The organism is Neobacillus citreus (genome assembly GCF_018343545.2).
In the GTDB taxonomy this organism is placed as follows: domain Bacteria; phylum Bacillota; class Bacilli; order Bacillales; family Cytobacillaceae; genus Neobacillus; species Neobacillus citreus.
Genome location: NZ_JAGYPE020000020.1, coordinates 53,653 through 80,626, shown reverse-complemented (window position 1 = coordinate 80,626; position 26,974 = coordinate 53,653). Strand labels below are relative to the sequence as shown.

26 protein-coding genes are annotated in these 26,974 nt (G+C 38.9%); 3 read left to right on the top strand and 23 right to left on the bottom strand.

The window, feature by feature from the left end:
• Positions 1-228: 228 nt before the first annotated feature.
• On the top strand, positions 229-489 hold the full coding sequence (locus KHB02_RS13020; protein ID WP_213145593.1) for an aspartyl-phosphate phosphatase Spo0E family protein: 261 nt from the start codon (positions 229-231) through the stop codon (positions 487-489).
• A gap of 389 nt (positions 490-878) precedes the next feature.
• On the opposite strand, the gene KHB02_RS13015 is transcribed toward KHB02_RS13020, so the two are convergent.
• Positions 879-1,235: a DUF3231 family protein gene (locus tag KHB02_RS13015; RefSeq protein ID WP_213145592.1), complete on the bottom strand. Its 357-nt coding sequence runs from the start codon at positions 1,233-1,235 to the stop codon at positions 879-881.
• 76 nt (positions 1,236-1,311) lie between these two features.
• On the opposite strand from KHB02_RS13015, the gene KHB02_RS13010 reads away from it, so the two are divergent.
• Complete coding sequence (locus tag KHB02_RS13010) at positions 1,312-1,455, top strand: hypothetical protein (protein WP_213146078.1); 144 nt, start codon at positions 1,312-1,314, stop codon at positions 1,453-1,455.
• 101 nt (positions 1,456-1,556) lie between these two features.
• Here KHB02_RS13010 and KHB02_RS13005 read toward each other — a convergent pair whose 3' ends face one another.
• The 15 genes from KHB02_RS13005 to KHB02_RS12935 all read right to left on the bottom strand — a co-directional run bounded on the left by KHB02_RS13005 (position 1,557) and on the right by KHB02_RS12935 (position 18,679).
• Positions 1,557-2,108: an NADPH-dependent FMN reductase gene (locus KHB02_RS13005; RefSeq protein ID WP_213145591.1), complete on the bottom strand. Its 552-nt coding sequence runs from the start codon at positions 2,106-2,108 to the stop codon at positions 1,557-1,559.
• Positions 2,109-2,151: 43 nt separating this feature from the next.
• Entirely contained in the window at positions 2,152-2,652 is a 501-nt protein-coding gene (locus KHB02_RS13000) for a flavin reductase family protein (RefSeq protein ID WP_213145590.1), read from the bottom strand.
• A 49-nt stretch (positions 2,653-2,701) separates the two neighbouring features.
• Positions 2,702-2,995: a hypothetical protein gene (locus KHB02_RS12995; protein WP_213145589.1), complete on the bottom strand. Its 294-nt coding sequence runs from the start codon at positions 2,993-2,995 to the stop codon at positions 2,702-2,704.
• A gap of 35 nt (positions 2,996-3,030) precedes the next feature.
• Positions 3,031-3,909, bottom strand: a complete 879-nt coding sequence (locus KHB02_RS12990) for an SMP-30/gluconolactonase/LRE family protein (RefSeq protein WP_213145588.1) — start codon at positions 3,907-3,909, stop codon at positions 3,031-3,033.
• A gap of 64 nt (positions 3,910-3,973) precedes the next feature.
• Positions 3,974-5,881 (bottom strand): sigma 54-interacting transcriptional regulator, encoded by a 1,908-nt coding sequence (locus KHB02_RS12985; protein WP_213145587.1) that lies wholly within the window; start codon positions 5,879-5,881, stop codon positions 3,974-3,976.
• 102 nt (positions 5,882-5,983) lie between these two features.
• Positions 5,984-7,297 (bottom strand): TRAP transporter large permease, encoded by a 1,314-nt coding sequence (locus tag KHB02_RS12980; protein ID WP_241113842.1) that lies wholly within the window; start codon positions 7,295-7,297, stop codon positions 5,984-5,986.
• Between the two features lie 38 nt (positions 7,298-7,335).
• Positions 7,336-7,794, bottom strand: a complete 459-nt coding sequence (locus tag KHB02_RS12975) for a TRAP transporter small permease (RefSeq protein WP_241113841.1) — start codon at positions 7,792-7,794, stop codon at positions 7,336-7,338.
• A gap of 158 nt (positions 7,795-7,952) precedes the next feature.
• Positions 7,953-9,017, bottom strand: a complete 1,065-nt coding sequence (locus KHB02_RS12970; protein ID WP_213145585.1) for an LLM class flavin-dependent oxidoreductase — start codon at positions 9,015-9,017, stop codon at positions 7,953-7,955.
• Between the two features lie 468 nt (positions 9,018-9,485).
• A complete protein-coding gene (locus KHB02_RS12965; RefSeq protein WP_213145584.1) occupies positions 9,486-11,105 on the bottom strand; it encodes a long-chain fatty acid--CoA ligase in 1,620 nt (539 codons plus the stop codon).
• Between the two features lie 100 nt (positions 11,106-11,205).
• Positions 11,206-12,000: an enoyl-CoA hydratase/isomerase family protein gene (locus tag KHB02_RS12960; protein WP_213145583.1), complete on the bottom strand. Its 795-nt coding sequence runs from the start codon at positions 11,998-12,000 to the stop codon at positions 11,206-11,208.
• 37 nt (positions 12,001-12,037) lie between these two features.
• The gene (locus KHB02_RS12955; RefSeq protein WP_213145582.1) at positions 12,038-12,457 is read right to left on the bottom strand and encodes a PaaI family thioesterase; all 420 of its coding nucleotides are present in this window, start codon (positions 12,455-12,457) and stop codon (positions 12,038-12,040) included.
• A 60-nt stretch (positions 12,458-12,517) separates the two neighbouring features.
• Entirely contained in the window at positions 12,518-13,750 is a 1,233-nt protein-coding gene (locus tag KHB02_RS12950; protein ID WP_213145581.1) for an acyl-CoA dehydrogenase family protein, read from the bottom strand.
• Between the two features lie 31 nt (positions 13,751-13,781).
• The gene (locus KHB02_RS12945; protein ID WP_213145580.1) at positions 13,782-15,905 is read right to left on the bottom strand and encodes an acetate--CoA ligase family protein; all 2,124 of its coding nucleotides are present in this window, start codon (positions 15,903-15,905) and stop codon (positions 13,782-13,784) included.
• 488 nt (positions 15,906-16,393) lie between these two features.
• Entirely contained in the window at positions 16,394-17,455 is a 1,062-nt protein-coding gene (locus KHB02_RS12940) for a Gfo/Idh/MocA family protein (protein ID WP_213145579.1), read from the bottom strand.
• 249 nt (positions 17,456-17,704) lie between these two features.
• Complete coding sequence (locus tag KHB02_RS12935; protein ID WP_213145578.1) at positions 17,705-18,679, bottom strand: Gfo/Idh/MocA family protein; 975 nt, start codon at positions 18,677-18,679, stop codon at positions 17,705-17,707.
• 467 nt (positions 18,680-19,146) lie between these two features.
• Here KHB02_RS12935 and KHB02_RS12930 point away from each other — a divergent pair, with 467 nt between their 5' ends.
• Positions 19,147-19,920 carry an IclR family transcriptional regulator gene (locus KHB02_RS12930; protein WP_213145577.1) on the top strand — a complete coding sequence of 258 codons (774 nt, stop codon included), beginning with the start codon at positions 19,147-19,149 and terminating at the stop codon, positions 19,918-19,920.
• Between the two features lie 209 nt (positions 19,921-20,129).
• Here the strand turns inward: KHB02_RS12930 and KHB02_RS12925 are convergent, their stop codons facing one another.
• From KHB02_RS12925 to KHB02_RS12890, 7 genes are all read right to left on the bottom strand, one after another.
• On the bottom strand, positions 20,130-20,522 hold the full coding sequence (locus KHB02_RS12925; protein ID WP_213146040.1) for a VOC family protein: 393 nt from the start codon (positions 20,520-20,522) through the stop codon (positions 20,130-20,132).
• 611 nt (positions 20,523-21,133) lie between these two features.
• Positions 21,134-21,883, bottom strand: coding sequence for an SDR family NAD(P)-dependent oxidoreductase (locus KHB02_RS12915; protein WP_213145576.1), 750 nt, complete (start codon positions 21,881-21,883; stop codon positions 21,134-21,136).
• A 155-nt stretch (positions 21,884-22,038) separates the two neighbouring features.
• Positions 22,039-22,785 (bottom strand): SDR family NAD(P)-dependent oxidoreductase, encoded by a 747-nt coding sequence (locus KHB02_RS12910; RefSeq protein ID WP_213145575.1) that lies wholly within the window; start codon positions 22,783-22,785, stop codon positions 22,039-22,041.
• 121 nt (positions 22,786-22,906) lie between these two features.
• Positions 22,907-23,992, bottom strand: a complete 1,086-nt coding sequence (locus tag KHB02_RS12905) for a TRAP transporter substrate-binding protein (RefSeq protein ID WP_213145574.1) — start codon at positions 23,990-23,992, stop codon at positions 22,907-22,909.
• Between the two features lie 24 nt (positions 23,993-24,016).
• Entirely contained in the window at positions 24,017-24,784 is a 768-nt protein-coding gene (locus KHB02_RS12900; protein WP_213145573.1) for a carboxymuconolactone decarboxylase family protein, read from the bottom strand.
• A gap of 247 nt (positions 24,785-25,031) precedes the next feature.
• Positions 25,032-26,024 carry an ABC transporter ATP-binding protein gene (locus KHB02_RS12895; protein WP_213145572.1) on the bottom strand — a complete coding sequence of 331 codons (993 nt, stop codon included), beginning with the start codon at positions 26,022-26,024 and terminating at the stop codon, positions 25,032-25,034.
• Positions 26,006-26,968, bottom strand: coding sequence for an ABC transporter ATP-binding protein (locus KHB02_RS12890; RefSeq protein ID WP_213145571.1), 963 nt, complete (start codon positions 26,966-26,968; stop codon positions 26,006-26,008). The genes KHB02_RS12895 and KHB02_RS12890 overlap by 19 nt, the downstream gene beginning before the upstream one ends.
• Between the last annotated feature and the right edge of the window lie 6 nt (positions 26,969-26,974).

The following is a 26,974-nucleotide window of genomic DNA, read 5'->3' as shown; positions in this document are numbered from 1 at the left end:
AAAACCCTCTAATGAAAACATTTAGAATTAAACTTCACAAAAACCCTTGACTAATCGTAAGAAGAACCGTCCCCATGCATCAGAGCGTCGAAAACCGAAGAATTTCGTCGCTTTTTATCTTTTTATACCTTGTTTTAGCGAAAACGTTCTATGGAAGTCTGAAAATGTTATAATACTTTTTGTGTTAATTCAATTATTAAACAAACATTTTCGGGGTGTGTTTTTGCAATGAGACAAGCACAATTAGCAGAAGCTATACGTAATAAAAGAGCCGAGATGATTCAAATAGGGATGTCAAAGGGACTCGATAGTGAAGAAACCATTTATTGCAGTCAAGAGCTAGATGACCTTTTAAATGAATATAACAGATTACTATCACAACCCAAACGTTTTAACCCTATAAATGATTACATTGATTATTTACTTTTTCTACATAAAAGCACCCATAAAATCGTCCGGTTAGGTTATGATGCATGGGGACGGTTCTAATGCATCATTAAAGTATGAAGTGCCATGCGTGATATATTCTCTTAAAAGGTCCTTGGCACTTCTATTTTTTCAAATTGTCATCAAGATAATTAGCTGCCCTGCCATATTGAATGATAAGACAAAAAAGGCAAACACAGGAATGTGTTTACCTTTTGGACAATGTGGAAATCGATAGTTTTTTACATACTAAGTTACGTTAGGATAGGCATTCTTATTAAATGGTTTAGCCTCATGTTTTTTACCATTTTTATAAAGAATCTAACCTTGATCACGAATGTAATAACCAAGTTAACCAAACGAAGTATATTCAAACTAACTCCCCCCACACCGAAATTAGTATCGGCGATCCGACACTAGCTTTATTTTGCGCTTTTAGTCCATCTCTTTATTCAATTTCCATTATTGATAATCCGGGCACGGTCCTCCATTTGTGGGGGTTCCTCGAACCAGCCGTTTTTAATCTTAATTTCAATCCCTTCTTGTGCATATAAATATACATCTTTCGCAATTAAGAATGATTTCATCGATAAATCATTTCGTAAACAGAAGATGGCCCCCGCTCCCGTTCCTACAAGCCCAAATCCATTCAGTATGTAAACGCAATGCATCATGAGCTTATCGGAAAATGGAGGAACGGTCACGTTTTCTACCTCCACTTCAATTAAGTATCTAATAAGTGAAATATGTCTTTTTTGTAAGTCCCCAACCTTCTTAAAAAAATCAAAAATTTTATTCCGAGACGCCATACTTAATATTTTTTAGAAAAACGGGAAGGTTAGAAATATTTATGAACCAAATTTTCACGGAAACGGAGGAATCGTTGTGGCTGTTGAGACAGAACAGATGAGGTTTTGTGAGAAATGCAGGAAAGGAACAGTTCACCATGTTTATGAAGATGCACTTGAATTGGAATACCGGTGCATGAAATGTGATGAAACCACTGAGATGGTGAAAACATTTTTCTAGCGGTTTTGTAGAAATGCAAAAGGCAGCCAAATTAGTTTAATTGGCTGCCCAACATGTTATACTGGTCCCTTAACAGAACCTTCAAGTATAAATTTGCTCAATTAATTTTTTATTTGTACTCCCATTAATCTCTCACTCATATAACAATACTGCTTAGAGAAGTCATTTATAGTTTCTAATAACTGTAAATCCGCAACTTCATTTTTATCATTAAACTGGCTGTTATGGGCAAAAATTGTTTTTGGTACGACGTACCCATTTAAATACCCCGCCAGTGGTTTTAGCTGATTTTCAGCTACGAGAAAATGTTGATTGTTTCCTCCAGTCGTGACAAAACCCATGACCTTATGTTTGAACGCTGTCGGTGGAATTAAATCAATTAAATTTTTAAATGCACCGCTAAACGAACCTTGGAAAATAGGGGTACCAAATACATATCCGTCCGCCCCCATCATTTGGTCAATTACCTTTTTGGTATCGCCAGTGTAATTAGATATTGGGCGGCCGTCACAAAACTCAATTTGATAATCCCTAAGATCCAAAAATTCTATTTCCAACTCAGGATTATGGATTTTCATTGTATCTAAGATTTTTCCGATCACAATCGCTGTTTTACTCCCGACAACAGTTCCTGATACCCCTAAAATTTTCATTTCATTTCCCCCCTAAGAGTCAATAATCTAGCGCAAAGAGATTCTATTGATTTGGCCAATCTGCAGGGATTCCAGCAACATTCCGGTTGTAATACAATAGGGGTTCTTTTTCGTTAACGGAAAGGTCGATTACTTCGCCTAAAAGGATAAAATGGTCACCGGCATCGATTTTATTGACTGTTTTGCATTCAAAAATTCCTAAGGAATCTTTTATGATTGGCAGACCATTTGAAGAAGTTTCCCATTGTACTTTTGAAAAACGGTCTTTTTCTTTCCCTGCAAACGCCCAGCAGGCCTCTGCCTGGTCTACGGCGAGGGTGTGAACGGCATATTTTCCACCTTGTAAAAAGGCGTTTAACGCAGATGATCTTTTATCAATGCACCAAAGTACCATTAATGGGTCGATGGATACAGAAGCAAAGGAATTGACGGTTAAACCAACCGGGTTCTTGTTTTCATCCATCGTTGTCACAATGGTTACTCCAGTTGGATATTGCCCCATTATTTTCTTAAAAATATTTGCTTTTTCGATTGTTTTTGTCATTTGTATTGTTCTCCTCTCGAAGCCAAAATTTTTTATTTATTAATAATCGTTATCTAATAGCTTCCTGCTTTTCCAATGGTCTGACATTCCAAAAATCATTCAGTCTTTTCACAAGGCCGCCGCTTCCGAATCTCGTTTTTGCCGTTGTCCCCATATTCATCTTTGGCTCCACTACAAAGTTAGAAAATTCGACAATGACCAGCCTTCTTGTCATTACATCTTGTATCCCCTGTTCGAAAAACCATTCATCAATCCTGTTATAAATACCGCGATTGATTCCGTAGTTCATTTCAATACTTTTTTGAAAGGTATAGTCTGGAACATTTACATTAGGTGTTAACACAACCAGGACCTCCCATCCTATAAAATAGTAATCCTTCAAACAAGTTTAGCAGGAACCTCCACTTCTACTATTTCTATTTTTCCGGATTTCAACTGAAACGAATTAACAGGGTCGGAGGTTTGTGCGGTACAACAGTAAAGGGTCCTTCCTTCTTTTCCACCTAGGGCAACAGCATAACAGTTTTGGCTTGTTTGAACTTTATCTGTTATCTCTCCCCCTTCTATCACCCGATAGACCATAGATTCGATTGGATTAGATACCCAAATCGCTCCTTCTGAGTCAATGCAAATGCCGTCTGGATAAATATTTTCAAATTGAGCCCATACCCGCCGGTTCACAAGGATTCCATTTTCTTCCACATCGAATGCAGTCAAACAATTTCCATACGTTTCTGCGATAATCATTGTTTTTCCGTTATCAGTCAAAACAGTCCCGTTTGGAAAAAGCATGTTTTCAGCGACAACTTTTATATCTCCATTCGGCCCAATACAAGCAATAGCAGCGGTTGGCAGTTCCATATTTTTCAATGCTTCCCGGCCGTATTTTTTAGCCATAGCAGAAAGATTTCCGCCGAAATTTCCGACATAGGCCATTCCTGCTTTGTCAACAAGCATGTCATTGCAATGGTAAGTGGCAATTGGATTCAAATCTGCGTGTTCTGTTAGCTCCCCGTTATTTTCCAAGCAGTAAACTTTTCGATTCAGCATGGATACGACAAGCAGCCTTCCATCAGGGAGCCATCCCAAGCCCGATGGTTGATCATCTAATTGGCAAACCGTTTCAACTTCTCCGGAGTCAATATCAGCCTTCAACACCCGCTTACTAAAAAAATCAGAAAACCAGAAGTAACCATTATAAAATCTCGGGCCCTCACTAAAGGTTAATCCGGTTACAAAGTCCGTCGTTTCGTTCACACTTTAAACCTCATTTCACTAGATTATTGTAAGTAGACGCAATTTTTCGAAATTTCTACACATATTAATCTGGCTGATTCAGTTTCCTCCATAAAGTACTGCGGCTGATGCCTAATAATTTTGCTGCCTCTATCTTGCTTCCATTAGCTGCATTTAGAGCTTCATAGATTTGCTTTTTTTCCACTTGTTTGATTACATCTTGAAATGTATCTTGTTCCCCCATTTCTTCTTGAAGAACAATACTATTTTCCTCTATTGCTTCACGGAGATTTCGCAGCAATTCTTTCCTTGTTACCATAAAAGGATGTTCTAAGTAAGCAAACATTCTTTCCAAAGTATTTTCCAATTCTCTTATATTCCCCTGCCACTTATGCTGAGACAATATATAAGCGATCTCTTTACTATTTTCATTGATTAATTGAGCAAACTGCGGATAGTGTTTCGTTGTAAAGAACTTCACCAAAGGTTCAAGGTCAGATAACCTGTTCCTTAATGGCGGAAGATACAAATTTAGGACAGCAATTCGATAATATAAATCCGTACGAAATTCATTATGTTTTACCTTGTCGATTAAATTTACATTTGTTGCCGAAATAACCCTGACATTAACAGGAATAGGGGTCGTGCTGCCAACACGCATGACCACTTTCTCTTGGAGAACCCTAAGAAGTTTCGCCTGCATGCTTAAAGGGATTTCTCCAATCTCATCTAAGAACACAGTGCCATTATGGGCTTTTTCAAAGAGCCCTGGTTTTCCCCCTTTTTTTGCTCCCGTAAACGCCCCTTCGATATATCCGAAGAATTCAGATTCAAGCAGGTTATCAGGTACTGCAGCACAGTTGATGGCAACAAAAGGTTGGTCCTTCCTGTAGCTTTTATTATGGATGCTTTGAGCGAACAATTCCTTCCCTGTCCCGCTTTCTCCAAGAATTAAAACATTGGAATCGGTCCGTGAAAATTTGATTGCCTTTTTGATTGTGGTTACGATTCCTTGGCTTGAACCAACGATGTCTTCAAATTGGTATTCAGCAGTATTAGGTTTGCTATACATTTTTCGTCTAATCCTGTTTCCGCTTTCTTGAACTGCATGAATATCAGAAAAAATACCAACCATCCCATCAAAATGTTGGTCTACAACAATCGGAAATGTACTCAGCAAGAAATTTTTGTCTTTATAGGAGACAATTTGTTCCTTTATCCCCTTTTTCCATTCAGTATTACCAATACCTTTTGTCTGAACAAGAATTTCTTTTACATGTAATCCACGCAGGTCCTTTTCCTCAACTCCAAGGAGAATAGTAGCTTTACGGTTGACGTTAACGATATGTCCCGTATCACTGGAAATAATTACACCTTCGTTAAAATTCTCCATGATATAATTTTCCCTTTGGGAATTTCGTTTCTCTTCATATCGGACATTTAGAATACCTAAAGCAATATCAACTGCCAGATTAATACTTTCTTCTCCGTACCAGACAATTCCATGCATTCCATTATCTTTAGCAAGTCCGGTAATCAACCCGGCACCAATAACGACAGACTGGCGATTTTCCTTAAGCTGTGCAATGATTGCCTCGGCTTCTTCCCATGTTTCGTACGTATATTGATGTATCTTGACCTGAAATAGCGATTCAAATTGGTCTATTTTTCTATCAATTATATAATCATTAAAATTGATTAGATTGACTTCATTGCTGTATTGGCATCCTTTTTGAAGTGCTTCTAGGAAATCGTTGACTTGCAGCCTGATCGGAACGAATTGCCCTCGATCATTTTGGTCTTTAAAAACTTTGTAAATGGCTGCACCACAAATAACAACATCTTCATTCGTGATGATATTCTTGTTATCAAGAATACGCTGGCCTTCCATTGATTCTATGACGAGCCCTTTTATTGACTTATTTTTCTTTTCTATTGCCCTTTTGATTAAGTCATCCAATGGCGCTGAGCCTGATATAATAAGTCTTGCCATTATCTATCCTCCCAAGCTTCCCTTTAACTTTGCCAAACTCTAATTTTTGACTACAACATTTATTATACTACACGTAATCAAAATATTCTGAATACAAGGAAACTATTTAACCGAGGTCGGTAAGAACAAAGCAATTTCAGGGAAAATATACAGTAATGCTATTAAAACAAGGATCGGAATGACAAAAATGATGGCCCCTTTAAATATACTAACTAAATCTAGTTCTTTTACTACACCATTCAGAACATAACAGTTCATTCCCACTGGTGGAGTGATTAGGGCCATTTCTACTACTAAAACAATAATGACGCCAAACCAAATTAAATCAAATCCGAGTGCCTCTACTAATGGGAGGATAATTGGAATCGTAACAACAACCATTGAGAGGGAGTCCATGACGCAGCCAAGCACCATGTACATAAGAATAATAAGGATAAAGATCATTGCTGCCGATAAATCTCTCGCGAAAAGGAAGTCTGAAATCATCTGCGGAACTCTAGTAATCATCAAAAAGTAGTTTAAGATAAATGCCCCCATGACGATAGCAAAAATAAATCCAGTCGTTTTAATCGTTTCATAGACAGTAGCCGTAATCTTCTCTTTCGTTAATTTCTTGCGGGCAAAGCCAATCGCAAATGCACCAAGAGCACCAACTCCTGCAGATTCTGTCGCGCTGAAAAATCCGACGTACATACCGCCAATAACAATTATAAACAAAACGACGATCCAAACAGTGGGTTTTAAAGAGCTAAACTTCTCTTTCCAGCTGATCTTTTCCTCTTCTTTTGTCTTCACATGATGGTTTGGATTTATAAATATGGCGATCGAAATCGCCAACATAAATAAAAGAGTTAACAAAATCCCGGGAATAATCCCTGCAATTAGCAGTTTCCCAATCGATTGTTCAGTCATCATTCCATAGACGATAAACATTGTACTTGGTGGAATCAAAATTCCGAGTGTTCCTCCGGCTGCTATGGACCCTCCTGTTAAGCTTTTGCTATATCCGGCATTTAACATTTCTTTTGCAGCCATGACTCCCATGGTTCCAGTTGTGGCTAAGCTGGAACCGGATGCGGCTGCAAACATGGCGGAAGCTCCGACTGTGGCAATACCTAATCCGCCTTTTAATTGGTTGAGCCAGTTCCGAAAGGCCGTGAACAATTCCGTCGTCAGGTCTGAATAATATAATAACTGGCCCATCAGGACAAATAGGGGAATGGTACTTAACGTATAAGAAAAGCTTTGTTCCCAAACGTTGGTGTTAACAACAGAAAACAGCGTTTCCCATCCTTTTAGATACACAATCCCCAAACAGGCCGGAACAGCCATCGAGACAGCGATGGGTACTCGGAGAAACATCAGGACAAAAACCGCGATTATAACGATAATACTTACAGCAGTAATGGACAACATAGATCACTCCTTTATCTAATCCTTAATTGAGTATTTTCCTAGTCGATGAATTTTTTATTTGCAAATTTCTTGATGATTTCTAAACACCATGCTGCAAATCCGATAATCAATAAATATTTAAAAGGATATAAAGGAATTTTTAAGAGCAAGGAGGTTGTTGAATATTCCATTTTTTCAATAAAAACCCAGATTACAAGGAGGCAGAAAACTAATGTAATCAATTTCCCGATTATTCCCAGTATATTTTGAAGGAATAAAGGCAATTTCTCCGTAAAAATCCCGATTGATATGTGGGAGTTTTCCGATTCCGTAAAGGCTAGTGAGGCAAAGATGATGACAGCCATAAGAAATTGAACAATTTCGATATCACCGATAATGGGAACGCCGATCGTCCTTGATACAGAAAAACAAAAGACAAGGGCCACCATCAACAAGAGGCCGACATAAGCTATCCATTTATTAATGTCCGTTATATATTTAATGATTTTATTCAACAAAGTACCAAATCCCCTTTCTATTTATTCTTCATTAATAAGGGAAAGATTGTATGCTTCAAAAAAGGGGCCAGCCGGTTCCATTTATTCCACAAAGAATCTTCCGGCAGCCCCCTATCATGCTGCATCCTTCTATTTTGCGATTTATTCCAACAACGACTTTAAATTTTTTGGTAGGCTTCTACATTGCAGAAATAAGGCATTACCTCTTTGGAGAACAAATTCATCGATTTAATCACCCGATCATTAGGCTGACCACCGATATTCATCCAACAAATAATGTTATTCAGCCCTGTTTCTTCGCGGAATTTCTCAATATCTTTCCGAACCTTTTCAGGAGAACCGACAATCGCGTTTTCGGATTTGAGGAATTCATTATAATCAAGTACTTTATCCCGCTGAACCACACCGAACACTGGACGATTATCCCGTTCAGACATATACCACATTAATCCTTCTTCAAATTCTTCATACGCCTGTTCATCCGTTTCGGCAACATAAACGAAAAGGAGCTTGCCTGATCGGGCCATAGCTTCATTTACGTATTCCTCCGAGTATCCAGCAGCAAGGGCCGTTTCTTGGTACAAATTGATTTTATGGAGAGTATCATCGTTTTTGATGCCGCCTAAAACAAACGAGTAGCCATCTTTTGCAGCATTGATAATGGACGCATCATTTGAAGAAACCATGACGAAGAGGGGCGGGCCAGGCTGTTGAATTGGCCTTGGATTAATTGGAATATCATTGAAATTATAAAATTTGCCTGAATAAGAAATTCTCGGATTGTATAATGCTGCTTTTAAAATATCTAGAGATTCTTCGAACCTAGCATGTCTCTCATCGAAATCCACATTGTAAGCATCAAATTCTAATTTGTCATACCCTTTCCCAACTCCCACATAAAGCCGGCCGTTACTGATGACGTCAACTAAAGTCATTTCTTCAGCCAGCTGCATTGGATGGTGCAAAGGTAATCTGGCAACGGCAGATCCTAGTTTAATTCTTTTTGTCTGGGCAGCCGCGGCTGCTAAGTAAACGGTTGATGAAGTGACAACCCCGTAGTCTCTGGCATTGTGTTCAGCCATCCAGGCACTGTGGAAGCCAAGTTCATCTGCCACTTTGATTTGCTCCAAACCGTTTCTTAATTCTTCGTCTTCCGATTTAAAGGGTGATTTTGAATTCAGGAAAAATAGACCAAAGCTCATTTCATTTTTGTGATTTGTCATATTAACATTCCTTTCAAAATTTATTAGTTGTTTAGTATTAATAAAGAATTTAAACCTCCACTTTCGAACTAATCATTTTTCACCTGAATGGATGCTCAGCTGAAAACCCTTACAACAGGAAAATTCCTAAACATATCAATTTGACATATTCAGACAAAATCCCTTTAAAAGCCACGTTAAATCGCATGGGAATTCTTTACTAAAGCGGGAAAATTCTTTTCATCTTTAATAATGCAAATATTGTGCCAAATTTAATGATAATGGCTTTTAATCTGTTAAACCCTTCATGAACCGCTGCAGTTCCTATACATTTCAGGAAAAAGCCTCCTGTTAAAACAAACCATCTATCCATCCAAATAATTGCTATGTGCCACGTTGTAAAATAAAACGTTTCAAAATTGAAACATATTGAAACACTTGGAACAGCTCGAAACATTTGAAACACAAAAGTTGGAAATTATTTTTGGCCTATTCTTTAACAAAAAAGTTCTCATATTCTTCGCGAAGTTTCCTTTTTAGGAACTTACCAACACCTGTTTTCGGTACCTCCTGGATAAATAGAACCTCGTCCGGCAGCCACCATTTTGCAAACTGTGGTGCTAGATATGCAAGCAAATCATCCCTTGTCACCTTTTCTTTAAAATGATCGTGTAAAACGACAAAGGCTACAGGCCGTTCCTGCCATTTCGGATGGGGAATCGCAATGACCGCTGCTTCAAATACAGCTTCGTGGGTCATTAGCGCATTCTCAAGCTGTACAGAAGAAATCCATTCGCCGCCGCTTTTGATCAAATCTTTCGTTCGGTCTACTATTTTGATATACCCTGCCTCATCAATCGTGGCTATATCCCCGGAATAAAGCCAGCCATCCTTGATAGCCTCTGCCGTTTGCTCCGGCTTTCTATAGTAATGGTCAGTAATCCATGGCCCCCTAAAGAGGACCTCTCCCATTTCTTCCCCGTCCATTTTTACTTCTCCAGACTCATTTATGACATTAATATCTATCAAAGGCACTGGTATTCCTTGTTTAGTAAGCTGGTTTATTTTTTCTTCTGTTGATAGATTTTGATGGTAGCTTTTTAGTTTGCTGACTGTAGCCACCGGTCCCGTTTCTGTCATCCCGTAAGCATGCATGATCGGCACGTTGTATTTTTCCATAAATGAGGATATCAACCCTTTCGATGCCGCCGACCCGCCGCATAGGATATAACGCAGGCTGGATAAATCATAACTTTTTCTATTCAATTCATTTAGAACTCCGATCCATACAGTCGGTACACCTGCCGTTATCGTTACACGTTCAGACTCTATCAATTCCAAGAGTGTTTGCGAAGTAAAGTTTGGACCAGGCAATATTTGGGTCGTGCCAAACCAAACGGACGCAAAAGGAAATCCCCACGCGTTTACGTGAAACATTGGTACTACATGCATCGCCCGATCTTCCTCAGACAGGCCCATCGTATCTGTAAGACCGAGCATCAAGCTATGCAATACGATACTTCGATGAGTAGATAATACACCCTTTGGATTTCCGGTCGTTGCCGAGGTGTAACACAGTCCAGCAGCTTCATTTTCGTCTATATCATCTGGAAAAGAGAAACTATTATCCCCGGTTGCAATAAGTGATTCATAGTTATAGAGGGGTTTTTCCGAAGATTGAGAAAGCTCACCGTCTTCCGACATGATGATAATTGCTTTTACTGTAGGAATTTTATCTATTATGCTCTCAATTAACGGAAAAAGCCCCTTATCGACAAGCAGGATCTTATCTTCTGCATTGTTTATGATATATGCCAGATGATCGGTAGAAAGCCTGATATTGATGGTGTGCAAAACCGCACCCATGCTGGGAATAGCAAAATACGCTTCCAAATGCCGGTGATCATTCCAGGCAAATGTCCCGATCCGATCTCCTCTTTTAACCCCAAGCGTTTGCATAACACTTGCCAACGAACGGGTTCTTTTGGCAAATTCCTCATAAGTTAAGCGGATCATGCCATTTTCAGTTCTGGAGATGACTTCTTTCTTCGGGAAGTATTTTTCTGCCCTGTACAGTAGTTTATCAATTGTTAGCCGCGTTTCCATCATAAATATCCCTCCCTGTTTTATTGGCTTTTTGGGGAGAAAAATGCTCGAAGCACTTAATCCCCCATTGTTTGATAGACTGTATACTTGGATATATTTCTTGTTACACTTCCTGGCTGTTAAACCATTCAATTGTGCCTTTTAAGCCTAGTTCATTGATTTTACGGTACATTAGCTTGATACCTTCAGCAGTATGGATAATCGCATCTTGTTCGGGTCCATACATCAAACCGGTACGGAACCCTTGTAAATCCATAATCCGATTATGGGCCATTTTTTTCAGCTTCAATACATCCGCTGGAGTTTTAGCAATGCCTCTTGCGATCTTTAATGTTTCTTCCTCAAGACAATCCGCATCAAAGCACTCTGCTGCAAACCCGTATTGCACAGCTTTTTCTCCACTTATGCGGCTTCCTGCAGTAAGGTCTAACATTTTTGCGCGCTGCGGCCCGACATGCCAGCCCCAATAAATGCCGACAAATCCACCACCAAGAGGCAGGGATGGGAAACCAAATTGGGCCTTCTTATCAGTGATGACAATATCGCAGCAAGCCAGCATTTGAGTTCCACCCGCTAAAGCAAATCCTTGAACCTGCGCAATGACCGGCTTCGGATATTCCCAAAGTCTAATCCAGCGCCTTGTGCATTCTTCCAAGTAATCTCTGTCCTCCGTGACGCTTGGCTCCCTGTATTTGCCAACGTCGTAGCCTACGCTGAAAGCCCTGCCATTTCCTTTTATGATTAACACACTGATATCCTGGTCTTTTTCAAGCTCGTCAAGGGCCTTGTCGAAGGCTTGAAACAGCTCCCTGCTTAATGCATTTAATTTTTCCGGTCGATTTAAAATTACGTAGGCAATTCTTCCTTTTTTCTCAATGAGGACTAATTGTTCTTCCATATAGATTCACCAATCTTTCTTTTTAATAGTTGACCATTCATTTCTTAGTGATTTCTTTTAAAACATACGTCGCCCTGCCAGTAGCCAGCAATTTTCCATTTTCGCCCTTGACATCTCCGACCCCTACTGCCAGCTGTTTGCCTCTGTTAATGACTCTGCCTTCCGCAAAAATTCTTCCTTGTGTGGCCGGCCGAAAAAAGTTTATGTTTAGCTCCGCGGTTAAACTAACCATATGATCAGCCATTACGCTCCTTACTGCCGAACCAATGACCGAATCTATTAATGTAGTAATCACACCGCCGTGAACCATTCCTGCCCCTTGCAGCAATTGGTCCTGTACTGCCAAGGATAAAGTTGCGGTTCCATCACCAATATCCTCAATTTGAAGTCCAATTAAATCCCGAAACCGATTATTTTTCATCCATTCTTCTTCACGAAGAACTAATTCATTTTTCATAGCAAGCTCCCTAAAAATGATTTTTTTATCGGTGAATGTCCCAATCGGTCCAAAAAACGATTAGAATGTTAAATCTCCGCTTAGTAAACTTTTTGCAATAGTTCGGCGGTGGATTTCTGAGGTGCCATCCGGAATTCTTACAATCCTTGCTAGGCGGTATCCCTGCTCTAATCCAAGTTCATTGGAAATCCCTACCCCTCCATGGATTTGCATGGCCCGATCATAAACGCGTCCCATCATTTCCGTACAAAAAGCCTTTACCATTGAAATTTCCTTACGAGGTTGTTTTTTACTATTTTCAATCTTCCAGGCACAGTTAAGGGCCATATTTCTGGCTGCATAAATATCCATAGCAGATTCTGCAAGCATGGCTTGAATCATTTGATGTTCTTTAATTGGCTTTCCAAAGGTTTTGCGAATTTCTGCATACTCAACTGCCTTCTTTAAAGCCCATTGAGCTGAACCGATACATTTTCCACTCATACCAAGTCTTCCAGTGTTAATTCCATTTATGGCGATGGAGAAGCCAAAGTCCACTTCCCCAATGACGTTTTCATCCGGCACTCGGAGATTATCGATGCTAATAATACATGCCTCTCCTCCCAGCTCGCCCATAACTGGAATTACTGAATCTACTGAGAACCCTTCTGATTCTGTTTCAACGAAGAAGCAGGTAATACCGCCTTTTCTCTGTGCTTTTAAGTCCGGATTTGTCACGGCGAAAAGCATGCAATAATCAGCGTGGGCAGCATTTGTAATCCATTGTTTGCTGCCGTTAATGACCCATTCATTTCCTTCTTTTATGGCATTCGTTTTAATGCTCCATACATCTGATCCTGCATCAGGTTCGGTTAAACCAAAGCAAAGTGTTTTTTCCCCAGAACGTATTCCATCTAAATATCTCTCTTTCAATTCCTCTTTTAAGCCGGTTAAAATTGGTGATAAACCGTTGGTAAATGGTGACGGGATGACGATTGGATCAACCAGCTTATTGAATGGATACGATATATTAATAGCCTCTTGGACGAGCAATGCTGTCATTGGCCCGAGTTGTTCTCCGCCAAGCTCTTCTGCACCAAACATCGTATAGTAGCCTGCCTTTGCCGACTCCATCCGAACAATCTTCCGTAATTCCTCCACTTTAGGGTGGTGGCGTCCATCTTCCGTGTAGTAGTTCCGTTCATTGTATAAAAGCTCATGATTTTCCTTTTCTAGCGGTAATACTACCTTTTCAATAAATTGTTTTAACCCTTTAATAATTTCTTGTGTTTCTTCTGGAATTGTAAAATCCATGTTCTTTCACTCCTAAATTTTTAATCTATTGTTATTGAATATTTGAAAGTGCTTTCTTCTTTAAAGTGATCAGGGCATCCGCTACAGTTACACCCTCCCCTTCTGCATGTACCATGATTGGATTTAGATCAATTTCCTCAATCTCATCATGGGAGGAGATGAATTGGCTGAACTTTGCTACTACTTGGCTCAATGCTTTCAGATCTCGAGGTGCGGACCCGCGAAAACCTTTTAATAAGGCTTTGCTGCGAAGTTCACCCAGCATTTCTTCCGCGGTTTCCTCGGAAATAGGAGCCTTTCGCATGACTGCATCTTTGTACACTTCGATATGAATCCCGCCTAGACCGACGAGAATCATTTGTCCGAAAACAGGGTCCTGATTCGCTCCGATGAACATTTCCACAGAATCCTTTGACAGCATTTCCTGGACTAAAATACCTTCGAAAACTGCATTTTCAACTTGGTTTATCTGCTGCTTTATAAATGTAAATTTCTCTTCGAGTTCTTCTTCGTTCGTTATGTTTAATTGGACGAGCCCTTTGTCACTCTTATGCAAGATTTGCGGGGACATCCCTTTTAGGGCAACAGGATACCCTATTTCTCTTGCCATTATTTTTGCTTCCGCGAGAGTTGCAGCAAGTTGTTCTCTCGTGATTGGAATTCCGATTTGTTTAAGGATTTCTTTACTTTTATGCTCTGTCAGCACGGTAGGAAGATTGTCAAATGACAGTCCATTCATTCCGTCAATTCTAGCAGTCTCGGATTCTTCCTTATAGAATTGGCTGAAATATTTAAGAGCCTTCATGGCATTTACCGCCCGGGAAGGATCCTCGATGACGGCTAACCGGTTTTCCATAAACGATTTTTTCGAATCCTCCGAATTAAGCGAAACAGTGATAATCGGAGTTTCTTTATACTTTTTGGCAATGTTAGAAACGGATCGGATGTGGTTTTGTGCATGTTCCGGATACAGTCCGCTAAAGGCTAGGAAAACGATCGCAGAGTCGTACTCTCCGCTGGAAAGAACAATTTCCATAAAATCTTGCAATAAGTCTTGCCTAGTATTTAATTGTGCGGTTGTATCAATCGGATTTTTCACACCGGCAATCGGAAGAAGATCACTAAGCTGCTGCTGCACTTCAATGGAAGGTTCCGGTACAGTTAACGATGCTTCCGTCAATTGGTCTGCTAGCAGAATGCCAACTCCCCCCGAGACGGTAAAGACAGCGGTCTTATCTCCTTTTGGGAGCGGAAGCATGGAGCAGGCATAGGCTGCATCGATAAATTCTTCAATCGTTTCGGCACGATAGACTCCATATTGTTTGGCAATGGCATTAAACACTTGGTCCGATCCGGCTAAGGACCCTGTATGCGAAAGGGCTGCTCTTTGTCCTGCATTTGTTTTTCCAACTTTGAAAGCAATAACTGGCTTTTTCTTTTTAGCAGCAAGCTTGAATGCATTTATTAACTTATTGCCATCTTTAATGCCTTCCATATAGCAAGCTATTACATCTGTATCTGGATCTTCCGCAAGGAATTCAATACAATCCGCCACATCGATATCGCTTTCATTTCCAGTTGCAACAAAATGGCTAAAACCGATAAAATTTTGCCGTGCCAGCGTAAAAACGTGGGAACCAAATGCCCCGCTTTGGCTGACAAAACCTATATTGCCTTTAAGGGGCGTTTGCTTTTCCAAGATGGTTGAAAAGGTAGCGAATACCCCAGACTTAAGGTTAAACATTCCAAGTGTATTGGGCCCTAGTATCCTCATACCGCTCTTCTTGGAAATCGCCGTCATTTCTTCCTGCAGTTTTCTTCCCGCTTCACCTATTTCGGAAAAGCCGGAGCTAAAGATGACTGCTGCCTTAACCCCTTTTTCTGCACATTGTTTTAATACGTTGACTACCAATTTGCTAGGTAGTGAAATGATCGCTAAATCGATTTCTTCTCCTATATCTAGAAGGCTGGAATAGCACTTCAAACCAGATATTTCGTTGTAATTTGGATTTATAGGAAAAATTTGGCCACTATAGCCATTTCTTTGTAAATAATTTAAAGGTCTCCCACCCAATTTCTTGCTGTCAGGACTTGCCCCGATAATCGCGATACTCTTGGGTTTAAAAAGAGCCTCTAAACTGTTTAGTGAAGCCATTCCATTACTCCTCTCTATTTAAAATTAAGGTCTTTGCTTATATACTTGCAATAATCGTGCCAATCTAAATTCCCCTTATAAAACCCAGTAAATTCTGATTATTCTCCACAAAATAGAATGATAATTTCAAGACAATTCATTCGATGTTTCATTCTTGAAACATAAAGGTTCCAAAATTAACACTGATTATAGCCAATGGAAATTACCATTTCTCCCCTTTTCAGCAGTTGTTTTTAGACAAAAAAATTACTGCACTTTTTCAACTTCCAACCAAGATAAGACTTCACTAATTCACTATCTTGTAAGGAAGGGTAGCGGCAGGAGAATTTAGATTTATAAAGTTATGGAAAACAATAAAAAAAGCCTAATTCCTCCGTGTTAAAAGGAGAAATCAGGCACTGGTACTTCATAAAAAAATAGTATAAAGAACTAAAAGATATAGAGAAAGAAGCTACTCCAAGCTCCTTTCTTTTTACATATATTAGTTATTAATATTTAACATCTACAGGTTGACCTGTCCGTGCGGATTGATAAATAGCTAAAATAATTTTTAGTGGTTTTATTCCTTCTTCACCATTCACAAGCGGTTCTCTATCTTCTAGAATGGCATTTATCATATCGATAAACTGTAAACGATGGGAAGCACCATCAAGGGCTGCAGGGTCAACAGAAGCATAATTTCGATCTCTTCCATTATTATTTTCGACGGCAGCTAAGTTGAGGACTTCCGCTTCATTATTTGGATTACGCAGATAATGCTTAAGTAATTGATCATTCTCAATCACGGCTGTACCATTTGTTCCGATTATCTCCAAGCGGGCTGACAGACCAGGATATGCAGCTGTAGTTCCAACAATGGTTCCTAACCCGCCATGTTTAAATTTTACCGTGGCAACGGCCACATCCTCCACTTCAATTCCTTCATGAGCTAATATAGCTGTATGTGCATAGACACTTTCCACCTCTCCCATGAAGTACTGAAATAAATCAATCGTATGAATGGCCTGATTAATTAATACTCCGCCCCCATTCATTTCCCATGTACCCCGCCACTTACTATTATCATAGTAGCTTTGAGGACGATACCAATTCACAGCCGCCTGCCCTAGCACCATTTTTCCGAATCGTCCTGAATCAATATCCGTTTTAATCTTCACAGTTGATGAATCAAAGCGATGTTGAGAAATAACACTTAATTTAACATGATGCTCACGGCATACATTGATCATTTGCTGTGCCTTCTCAAGGGAAATATCCATTGGTTTTTCAACGATTACATGCTTTCCGGCACGTGCAGCCTCTATTGCCATGTCAGCATGAGTGCCGCTTGGTGTAATAATCGATACAATATCAATATCTTTTCTCTTAAGCATTTCTTGATAATCTGTATACCAATCTGCACCGGCCTTATCAGCAAGTGATTTTGCCTTATCCTCCTTACGGGAGTATACTGCAACCACTTTTGCTCCTTCTATTGCTGAAATTTGCTCATAATACGTGGTACTGATTAGCCCTGATCCGACAATAGCAAACCCGAATTCCTGTTTCATTTCAACCGCTCTCCTTCAGACTAACTTCCCAATTGCTTTCTGTAATCATATTTATTAACATTTATATGAACAAAGATTTAATCGTAATAATCAACCACAATGCGGTATACATGAATCAATTATGGTTAATTGTGGTATTATAAAGTTACAATTTAGTCCTTTTTAGCATTGTTTAATCGTGTGTAGAAATTAAAAACGCTAATCCTAAGGATGGGTCGCATAGTAAAGAATAGGATGTACTGTTCTCAGCTATCTTATTTCACCCATGACCCAGTTTGTTCTAGCACCGGTCACTCCAGTACTTAGACACTGGCCGCTATCTTCTGTTAAGTCAGCCACAATCGTTTCTATAAGAGGTTGATGAACATGCTGCGGCATTTCAAAACTCCATTGCTCTGTTCCACTAGCCGTTGTCAAAACAATCGGCTCATTCCCAAAAGTGGAAAAGGTAATTTTTCCTTTACTGCCGACGAGTTCATTCACATCCACATCTTCAAAAGCAGAAAAACACCAAATTCCTATTCCGTGAATTCCAGATTCAAATCGATAAGTACCTGTATAAATATCTTCTGCACGATAATTACCTGCTTGATTTGAAGCAAAACCTTGCACATCCTTTATTGGCCCAAGTAAAAAATCTAATAGATCAAGGGTATGACTGGCTAAATCAAAAAATAGCCCCCCTCCGGAAATTTCAGGTTGAACTCTCCATGGGGAATTTTGTGAATCCAACACGTCTTCTGAAGCTTTTTGATACTGTGTTGTTGATACGAAACGAACGTCACCAATCGCTTTATTTTCCAATAACTCTTTTATTTTAACAAATCGAGGCAGCGCCCTGCGGTAGTATGATACATATAAAGGAACGCCAGCCTCCTTGCAAACAGCAATCATTTCATTGCATTCAGAAAAATTAAGCGCCATTGGCTTTTCTACATAAACAGGTTTACCTGCCTTTGCCACTTTAATGGTATATTCTTTATGTGAACTCGGTGGTGTAGCAATATAGACGGCATCGACATCTGGATCATTAATAAGTGCTTCGGCATCATCGTACCATTTAGGCACATTGTGTCTTTCCGCATAATCTTTCGCTAGTTCGCCCGTTCTCCGCATAACGGCCACCAACTCTGAATTTTTTATTTTCTGAAATGCCGGTCCACTCTTCACTTCCGTCACATCACCACATCCAATAATTCCCCAACGAACTTTTTCAAATTTCATGGCAGTATTCTCCTTCATTTGTTATAAACTTTAATTTTTTGCAGGTGTCACTGTTGCAAAAAAACTGGTGCATTAAATTAATGCTTCCCGCTGACATCTAATGTAGTGTTCGTTACATTATTTTTCTTGATTAATAGGATTTGCCCTTCGATACATCTCCCTTTGTATGGATTTCACCCATTCAATTCGGCTATCATTACTGCTGCAAACCGCCGTTAATGCCGAGTCATACGGAACGGTCCTTAATTACATTTTTTTAATACATTTTTAAAAATAACCGCATTGTGGTACACTTGTACCGTTAGGTGGATATGTCTAGTATAGGGAATTTTTAAAGCACATGTCAATAAAAAGTCTCGAATCCAAGGAATGACTTGATCTGAGACAATTTTTTTACCTTTTTTTACTGATGGATTACGAATTTTCGTTATAATAGAATGGATTGATTCTGAAAGGAGTTTATACTTTTGAACAACGATAAACAGGAGCAAACGAAACCATCTAGCGTTCAAGTCATCTCTCGCGCGGCAAAAATACTAAGGGCGCTTAAAGAACATCCAAAAGGGTTAAGCCTTTCCCAAATTGCCAAAGAAGTGGGCCTTGCTCGGTCAACGGTTCAAAGAATCGTAACTGCCCTGGAGGAGGAAAGATATGTTGCAGCCGCCTCTCTTCACGGCGGTTTCTGTCTTGGACCTGAGATCGCGATGCTTGCAGCCGCGGTCCATAGTGATTTAAAAGAAGAAATCAGGCCATTTTTAATACAACTATCATCTCAAATCAATGAAACGGTAGATCTATCAGTATTAAATAATGGTAAGGTGTTTTTTGTGGATCAAATTGTCGCTCCGCATCCATTGCAAGCGACTTCACAACCCGGTGTATCTTTTCCATTACATTGTACGGCGAACGGAAAGGCAATACTGGCCTCCTTGCCTATTGCTGAGGTTGAAAAAATGTTACCGGAGCACCTGCAAAAGTTCAATGATCATACAATTACGAGCCGGGATGAACTGTTAAAGGAGTTAAAAATTATTCGTAAAGAGGGTGTTGCTTTTGCCAGAGAAGAGCACATTCGTGGCATTTGTGCAGTGGGCGCAGCTATTTTTGACCGCATGGGAAATTTATGCTCTATCTCGATCCCTCTCCCATCTATTCGTTTTTATGGCAATGAAGAGAAACTGGCGGCCACCCTCCTCAATACATGTCAAACAATCAACCAACACTTTAATATAAAACAATGAAAATGAACATCGCTGCTAGAAGGGGAAAACGAACATTTCGTATTAAAACGGAGCGTGGAATTACTGGGGAACAAGTGTCCTCTTCCATCTCTTTACTTACGCTGAAAATTCTTCATTTATAACGGTTGTATGTAATTAAAAATCAGGCGGCATTCACTTAAAAGGATGACGCCTGGGGCTAAATAAGAATAGGTAAGTTCTTTCCTTTGTTAGGATCTCATATGTAGTGATTCTGGATGCATTTCCATAAACTCAAGCCAGTTTCCATCGGGATCTATTACCCAGAATTGGTAGTTCAAAGCTCTTCCTTGTGAAATTTCTTCTGCTAAATGTACTCCCTTTTTCTTCAATTGGTCTGCCGTTTTGTTAATGTCATCCACCTCAAAACATATATGTTCCGCTCTGTCTCTAACACCCTCGACACCCCCATAAAACAATTCAATGAAACACCCCTCTGCCACCTTTACATATACAATCCACGGTTCACCATTTGGTTGATTCAATTCAAACGCTCTCTTAAAACCGAGCTTATTGCAATAAAAATCCAATGAACGTTCCATATTTACTACATGAAATGCTTTGTGATTAATCCCTTTAATCATCATCTATCACACCTTTTTTTCAAATTTTACTTTGTGTTTAAACTTTTTAATCAAATTGGCTTGCCATTAAGGCCACCCTCCTACTATAATAACTCCCTATTTGCTGAGATTTTAAGAAATTTCAATAGAAAAATCACAAAATTGAACTTACTCCAGATTCCAATACAGTCACGTAAAGCCTCTTTACCCAACCAAATCTTTGTATAGATAATAAAACGGTCACTTTGCCTTCTAAGTGACCACTAATTCATATTTATTTCATTATTAAACTGCAACTGGTGATAATTTCTTTGCAACTTCTTTTACTTTTTCTAATCCTTCAGCAATAATCGTTTCAGCTTGAGCTGGCATTGCAGCATGACCTTCAATAAATATAAATAGGGGGATAAATCAAACTACAATTTATCCCCTTATTAGGTACAGTTTTAAACACGCAAAGGGATACAGCTACCATTCATATTGTAGTTGTATCCCTTTACTTAATTTTGTATTATCATTTAATATTGTCCGTTGCCTCTTACCTTATTGAATTAAGGTAGCAGAAATCGCCACATCCTCATGTTAATTAAGTAGAAACTAGGGTACAAGCACAAGTGCCTTATCAACTATCTTTATTGGGCAGTATACCCGCCATCTATGATTAACTCAGATCCAGTTACAAATCTGGACTCATCAGAAGCTAAATAAAGAGCACCGTAGGCAATATCAATCGGTTTCCCTAAACACTTCATAGGGATTTTTTCACTCAAAAAGTGATTGCCGTTTTTGCCGCCCGACATAGCTGTTTCAATGACTCCAGGATGAATGGAATTCACCCGAATAAAGTCCTTAGCCAGCTCCAACGCGGCAGATTTGGTCATTAACCTAACGGCACCCTTTGATGCATGGTAAGCTGTACTCCCTGGTGTTCCAACCAAGCCTGATCCAGATGAGGTATTGATGATTGATCCCTTACCTGCCGTTTTCTTGATTAACGCTGCTGCATATTTCATTCCTAAAAAAGTGCCTATCGAGTTAACGGATTGTATCTTTAAAAATTCATCCACTGTCGTTTCTGCCAACCCATTTCTGCTCAAAATTGCGGCATTGTTTACAAGAATGTCCAATTGACGAAATTCTTCTTCAGCTTTCAAGATGACTTCTTGCCAATCCTCTTCAACAGAAACATCCTGCCTGATGCCGATTGCTTCTCCACCCTGCGTTCTGATGGCTTGGACAGTCTCTTGAAGTGCTTCTTCGTTAATATCGGTGACAACTACCTTTGCACCGTTTTTAGCAAATAATAAGGCTTCCTCTCTGCCAATACCATTCCCAGCTCCGGTAATTATTGCGACTTTATTTTCTAATCTTTTTGCAGTCATCGTATCTATCCCCTTAACTTCTTCGCTTATATTTGCTTGTTAAGCTTCCTCTTTATACATTAGCCGGAAATTCTCCGCCTATGAATTCTCGTACCTATACGAAAATCAACAATGAATATGAACAGAGCCATTTTCTAAAACAGCCATTCGATACATTATTGGGCTGTAAAACCGCCATCTATCACTAGCTCTGTACCTGTTACAAAGCGGGACTCGTCGGAACCTAAATAAAGGGCACCATAGGCGATATCGATTGGTTCTCCTAAATGAGGCCAAGGTGTTTTATCTTTTAAGAAATGTTCACCGTTTTTCGCTCCAGACATATTTGTTTCAATTACACCAGGATGAATCGAATTCACTCGGATTAAGTCTTTTGCCAGCTCAAGCGCTGCGGATTTGGTCATGAGTCTTACAGCCCCTTTTGAAGCATGATAGGCCGTACTACTGGGACTGCCAACAATTCCGTACATGGATGATGTATTAATAATGGAACCGCCGCCAGTCTTTTTTATCAAATTAGATCCATATTTCATTCCCAAGAAAACACCAGTAGAGTTTATAGATTGGACCTTTTCAAATCTTTCCAAAGAGGTTTCCGCTAAGCCAACCCTTCCTCCGATACCGGCATTATTCATCAGAATATCTAATCCGCCCAGTTGTTCCTCTACAATCGAAATAACCTCTTTCCACTCATCTTCTTTGGAAACATCAAGTTTCAAGGAGATTGCCTCTCCTCCATTCTCATGGATGATCTGCAATGTTTCGTGAAGCCCTGCCTCGTCAATATCCGTTATCACAACCTTTGCCCCGTGTTGAGCGAATAAAACGGCTGTTCCTCTCCCTATTCCATTACCGGCTCCAGTAATCATAGCTATTTTATTTTCTAATCTTTTTAATGACATGCTTCAATCATCCTTTCAATCTATAAAAATTGGTTAGATTAATAAATAAAAGAGGAGACTAGGAAGAAAACATTCCTAGTCTTGAAAGAAAATACTTTTTTACATAATAGATTCTATTTTATTAAAATGGGATTTCTACTCCCTCATCCTTAAGCAGCTGTTTAAAATACTTCATCATTTCATCACCAGGATAGCCCTTTTTATTTGCTTCAGTTACCCAGTTATCCCACAACTTTTTAGCTGGGGCTTTAAATTTATTTAATTCGTCAGAACTTGGAGTAATCACTTTTCCTCCCTTATCTTGTACTCGTTTTTCAAATTCTTTAATAGAATTTTGCATTGAGCTCATATAAAGTTCTGACATCAATTCTTGATGTTTTGGCCCTAATTTTTCCACGAATAGTTTTTGAAGATCTTTTGGCATCTTATTGAATACGTTTGCATTTAGGAATAATCCATTGGAAGAAACCCCTAAATCGATCCTTGTCATGTATGGGGCAACTTCATTTAAATTAAACCCAATCGCTCCCGTTGTATTGTAGATAATATCATCAGCCATACCTTTTTCAACAGATTCATATAACTGTGAATTATCAATTGATACAGGGGCAGCACCCCACAATTTGATTAATTCATTTCTAGAATAAAGGCTATTGACTATTTTCCGATTCTTTATATCTTTAACGGTTTCGATAGGATCCGAGGTATATAGCTGGGCTGTATCAGTAGATGAAGCACCGAGCCATACAGCATCTTTAAATGTATCTTTCATAAATTTCGCGTAAAATTTATTCATAACTTTTACCGCAACTTCAGAGTTAGGAATGGCAAAAGGTAAGTCTCCAATTGATAAAGGGAACAAGATATCGTTCTTGTCAGAACTTGCATATAATAGCCCCACATCAAACACGTCACCGCTTATATCATCATAACCAGTATCAGGTTTTCCTAATGCTGAGCTTGGAAAAACATGAACTCTCACCCTTCCATTTGTCTCCTCTTCAACAAATTTTGCCCAAGGTTCTGCAACTTGTTTCGTATAAGGGTGAGTAGGTGGAGCAAGGTCATTGTAGTTTATTTCTATTACTTCTTTACTTTGTTTTGTGGAGTCTTTTGATGATGTTGAGGATTCTTTTGCCTGGCCGCATGCAGCTAAAACAAGCATTGTCATTAACATAATGGAGATTATCAAATTTCTTTTTTTCATCTGCTTTCCCCCTATAAAATAGTTTTATTTATTCCCCTTTTCAGCTAGCACCGATCTTAAAATCGGAATTCCCGCATAAAAAGTATCAACACCTTGAGCACTTGTTATTTTTAAAACTTCCATAATTTCTTCAAATGTCGCCCCTTGTCTTAACGCACTTTGAATATGGACCCTAGTTCCAACAGCGAATAAATGTGTAGTGGCAATATCAACGGCAATATAAATAAATTCCTTTAATTTCGGACTTAGAATGTCATTTTCCCAAGGGTTTGTCAGAAATTGATAATAACCTTCAAAAAACTGCTCATCATTTAATAAGAGCGTGTCTCGGAATGAATGCCAGTAGCCCATCTTTTGAATAAACTTTTCTTTTAACTCCTCCTGATGTGCATCCAATTTCACGTCTGCAAATGCGCCTGTTTCTTCAACTAGAATAGGAACCCCGACAGCACAAGTATGCATACCTAGTACACTGACAAGTTTAAAAACTTCTAAAATTTCTTGTTCCGTAGCCCCTTGGTTAATAGCGTTTTCAATGTGAATTCTTAATGTGTCCTTACTTAAATTAGTAGGTGCCGAGCTTAATGCCACATTAATTAACTCTCTGGACTTTGCATCGAGAATGTTGTTTTTGTAGGGAGTAGCTACTAATTTTTTATAAATCTCAAAGAATTCCGGGTCTTTTTCCGCTAAATAACTTAAAGTAGAGTTCCAATATCCCAAGTCTTTTTTGTAAGCTGCCTCAAGATCATTCACTAACTCGCTGGTTTTTGTTGTTTCTTGATTTACCAAAATTTTAATCCTCCTTTGTTTTTTCAAGGTCATTCCTTTGTAACTTTTAAATATGCAACTATTGTGCCAACCCTCTTTATTTAATTAGGATAATGTTCTCATAGTAGTTAAAACCTAGCTATATTACCTATATTGTTGTTATTTAAAAATTAAATGAAGGCTAATTTAACCATGGAATCGTGAAATTTTTATATCGGAATGTATTATTAATGAAACATGCCGTTTCATTATTGTTACACGGAAGGCCCTATATTAAATGGCACGAAACTTGGTGGTGATTAGAGACTTCCTTCAAATCCGGATATACTTCTTTACATTTTTCCGTTTTAACTGGACATCTTGAGTAAAAATAACATCCAGCAGGTGGATTTTCTGGGCTCGGAAGATCTCCCTCCAGAATGATTTTTTGTTTCAACCTTTTAACTTTAGGATCCGGGACAGGAACGGAAGATAATAAAGCCTGTGTATATGGATGCTTAGGAGTGTTAAATATCTCATCACGAGTCCCGATTTCTACTATTTTTCCTAAATACATTACGGCTACACGATCACTGATTTGCTCTACAACACTTAAATCGTGAGAAATGAAGATATAAGTTAAATTAAATTGTTCTTGTAATTTTTTTAGCAAATTTAAAATTTGGGATTGTATCGATACGTCCAATGCTGAAACGGGTTCATCACAGACAATAAGCTGTGGTTTTAGCGCTAAGGCTCTTGCAATTCCAATTCGTTGGCGCTGCCCCCCTGAAAACTCATGGGGGTATCGCTCCATATGGTACTCGTCTAAGCCCACTAGCTTAAGGAGATTTATTACCTCATTTTCAATTTCATATCTTGGAACAGTTTTATTAATAATAAAAGGTTCACTCAGTATCTTTTTTACCGTATGTTTTGGATTTAAAGAACTATAGGGATCTTGAAAAACTACTTGAATTTCCTTACGAAATTCTTTCATTGCAGTTTTGTTTTTCATTAAAATATTTTCATTATTAAATAGCACTTCTCCAGATGTGGGATCTATTAAACGGAGAAGACACATTCCCGTTGTACTTTTTCCACAACCTGATTCACCAACGATGCTAAAGGTTTCTCCTCGTTTTACATCGAATGATACTTCATCTACTGCTTTTAATTGTTTTTCAGAGTTACCAAACATCCCCTTTTTTACAGGGTAATATTTTTTTAATCCGTTTACTTCTAGAAGTACATCCGTTTTTACTACATTTTGTTCCAACATCGAACACTCCTTCCTTCTCCAACCCCCTCTAATACTGGTTCTTTTTCGGAACAAATCTTCATTACTTCATTGCAGCGTGGATGGAATCTGCATCCTTTAGGCATGTTGTCAATATTAGGAACACTGCCCTTTATGGTATAAAACTCTTGAGAGCGTTGTCCTATTTTAGGAACAGATTGTATTAAATCTCTCGTATAGGGGTGAACAGGTTTGTCAAAAATGTCTTCTACACTCGCCTCTTCAATAACCTGCCCCGCATACATGACAATCACTTTTTGGCATGTTTCCGCTACTACTCCTAAATCATGAGTAATCATGATGATGGACATATTCAAATCTCGCTGAAGGTCGGATAATAGACTTAGAATTTGCGCCTGGATGGTAACATCTAATGCAGTAGTAGGCTCATCAGCTATTAACACCTTTGGATTGCAAGCTAAAGCCATCGAAATCATTACACGTTGGCGCATTCCGCCGGACAACTCATGGGGGTAAAGCTTTAATTTCTCTTTAGCATTCGGGATTTTTACTTGTTCTAGAACATCTATGGATTTTGCCATTATTTCACTATTACTCAAATCAGTATGATATTTATACACTTCGGCAATTTGATTTCCTATCGTAAAGGAGGGATTAAGTGATGTCATTGGTTCTTGGAAGATCATCGTAATATCTTTTCCACGAACTCTATTCATCTCTTTTTCACACATTTTTGTTAAATCTTTACCCTTATAATAAATGCTCCCTGAATTTATGTTTAGTGTTTTTGGAATAAGCCCCATAATGGCCAATGATGTCATACTCTTTCCACAACCACTTTCACCTACTATGGCAACAAATTCTCCTTCGTTTATGGAAAAGCTAACATCCTTTAAAATAGGGCTAAAAGTACCTTTATCATGTCTGCCTACACTTAAACTTTGTACATCTAATAACTTGCTCATCTTAAC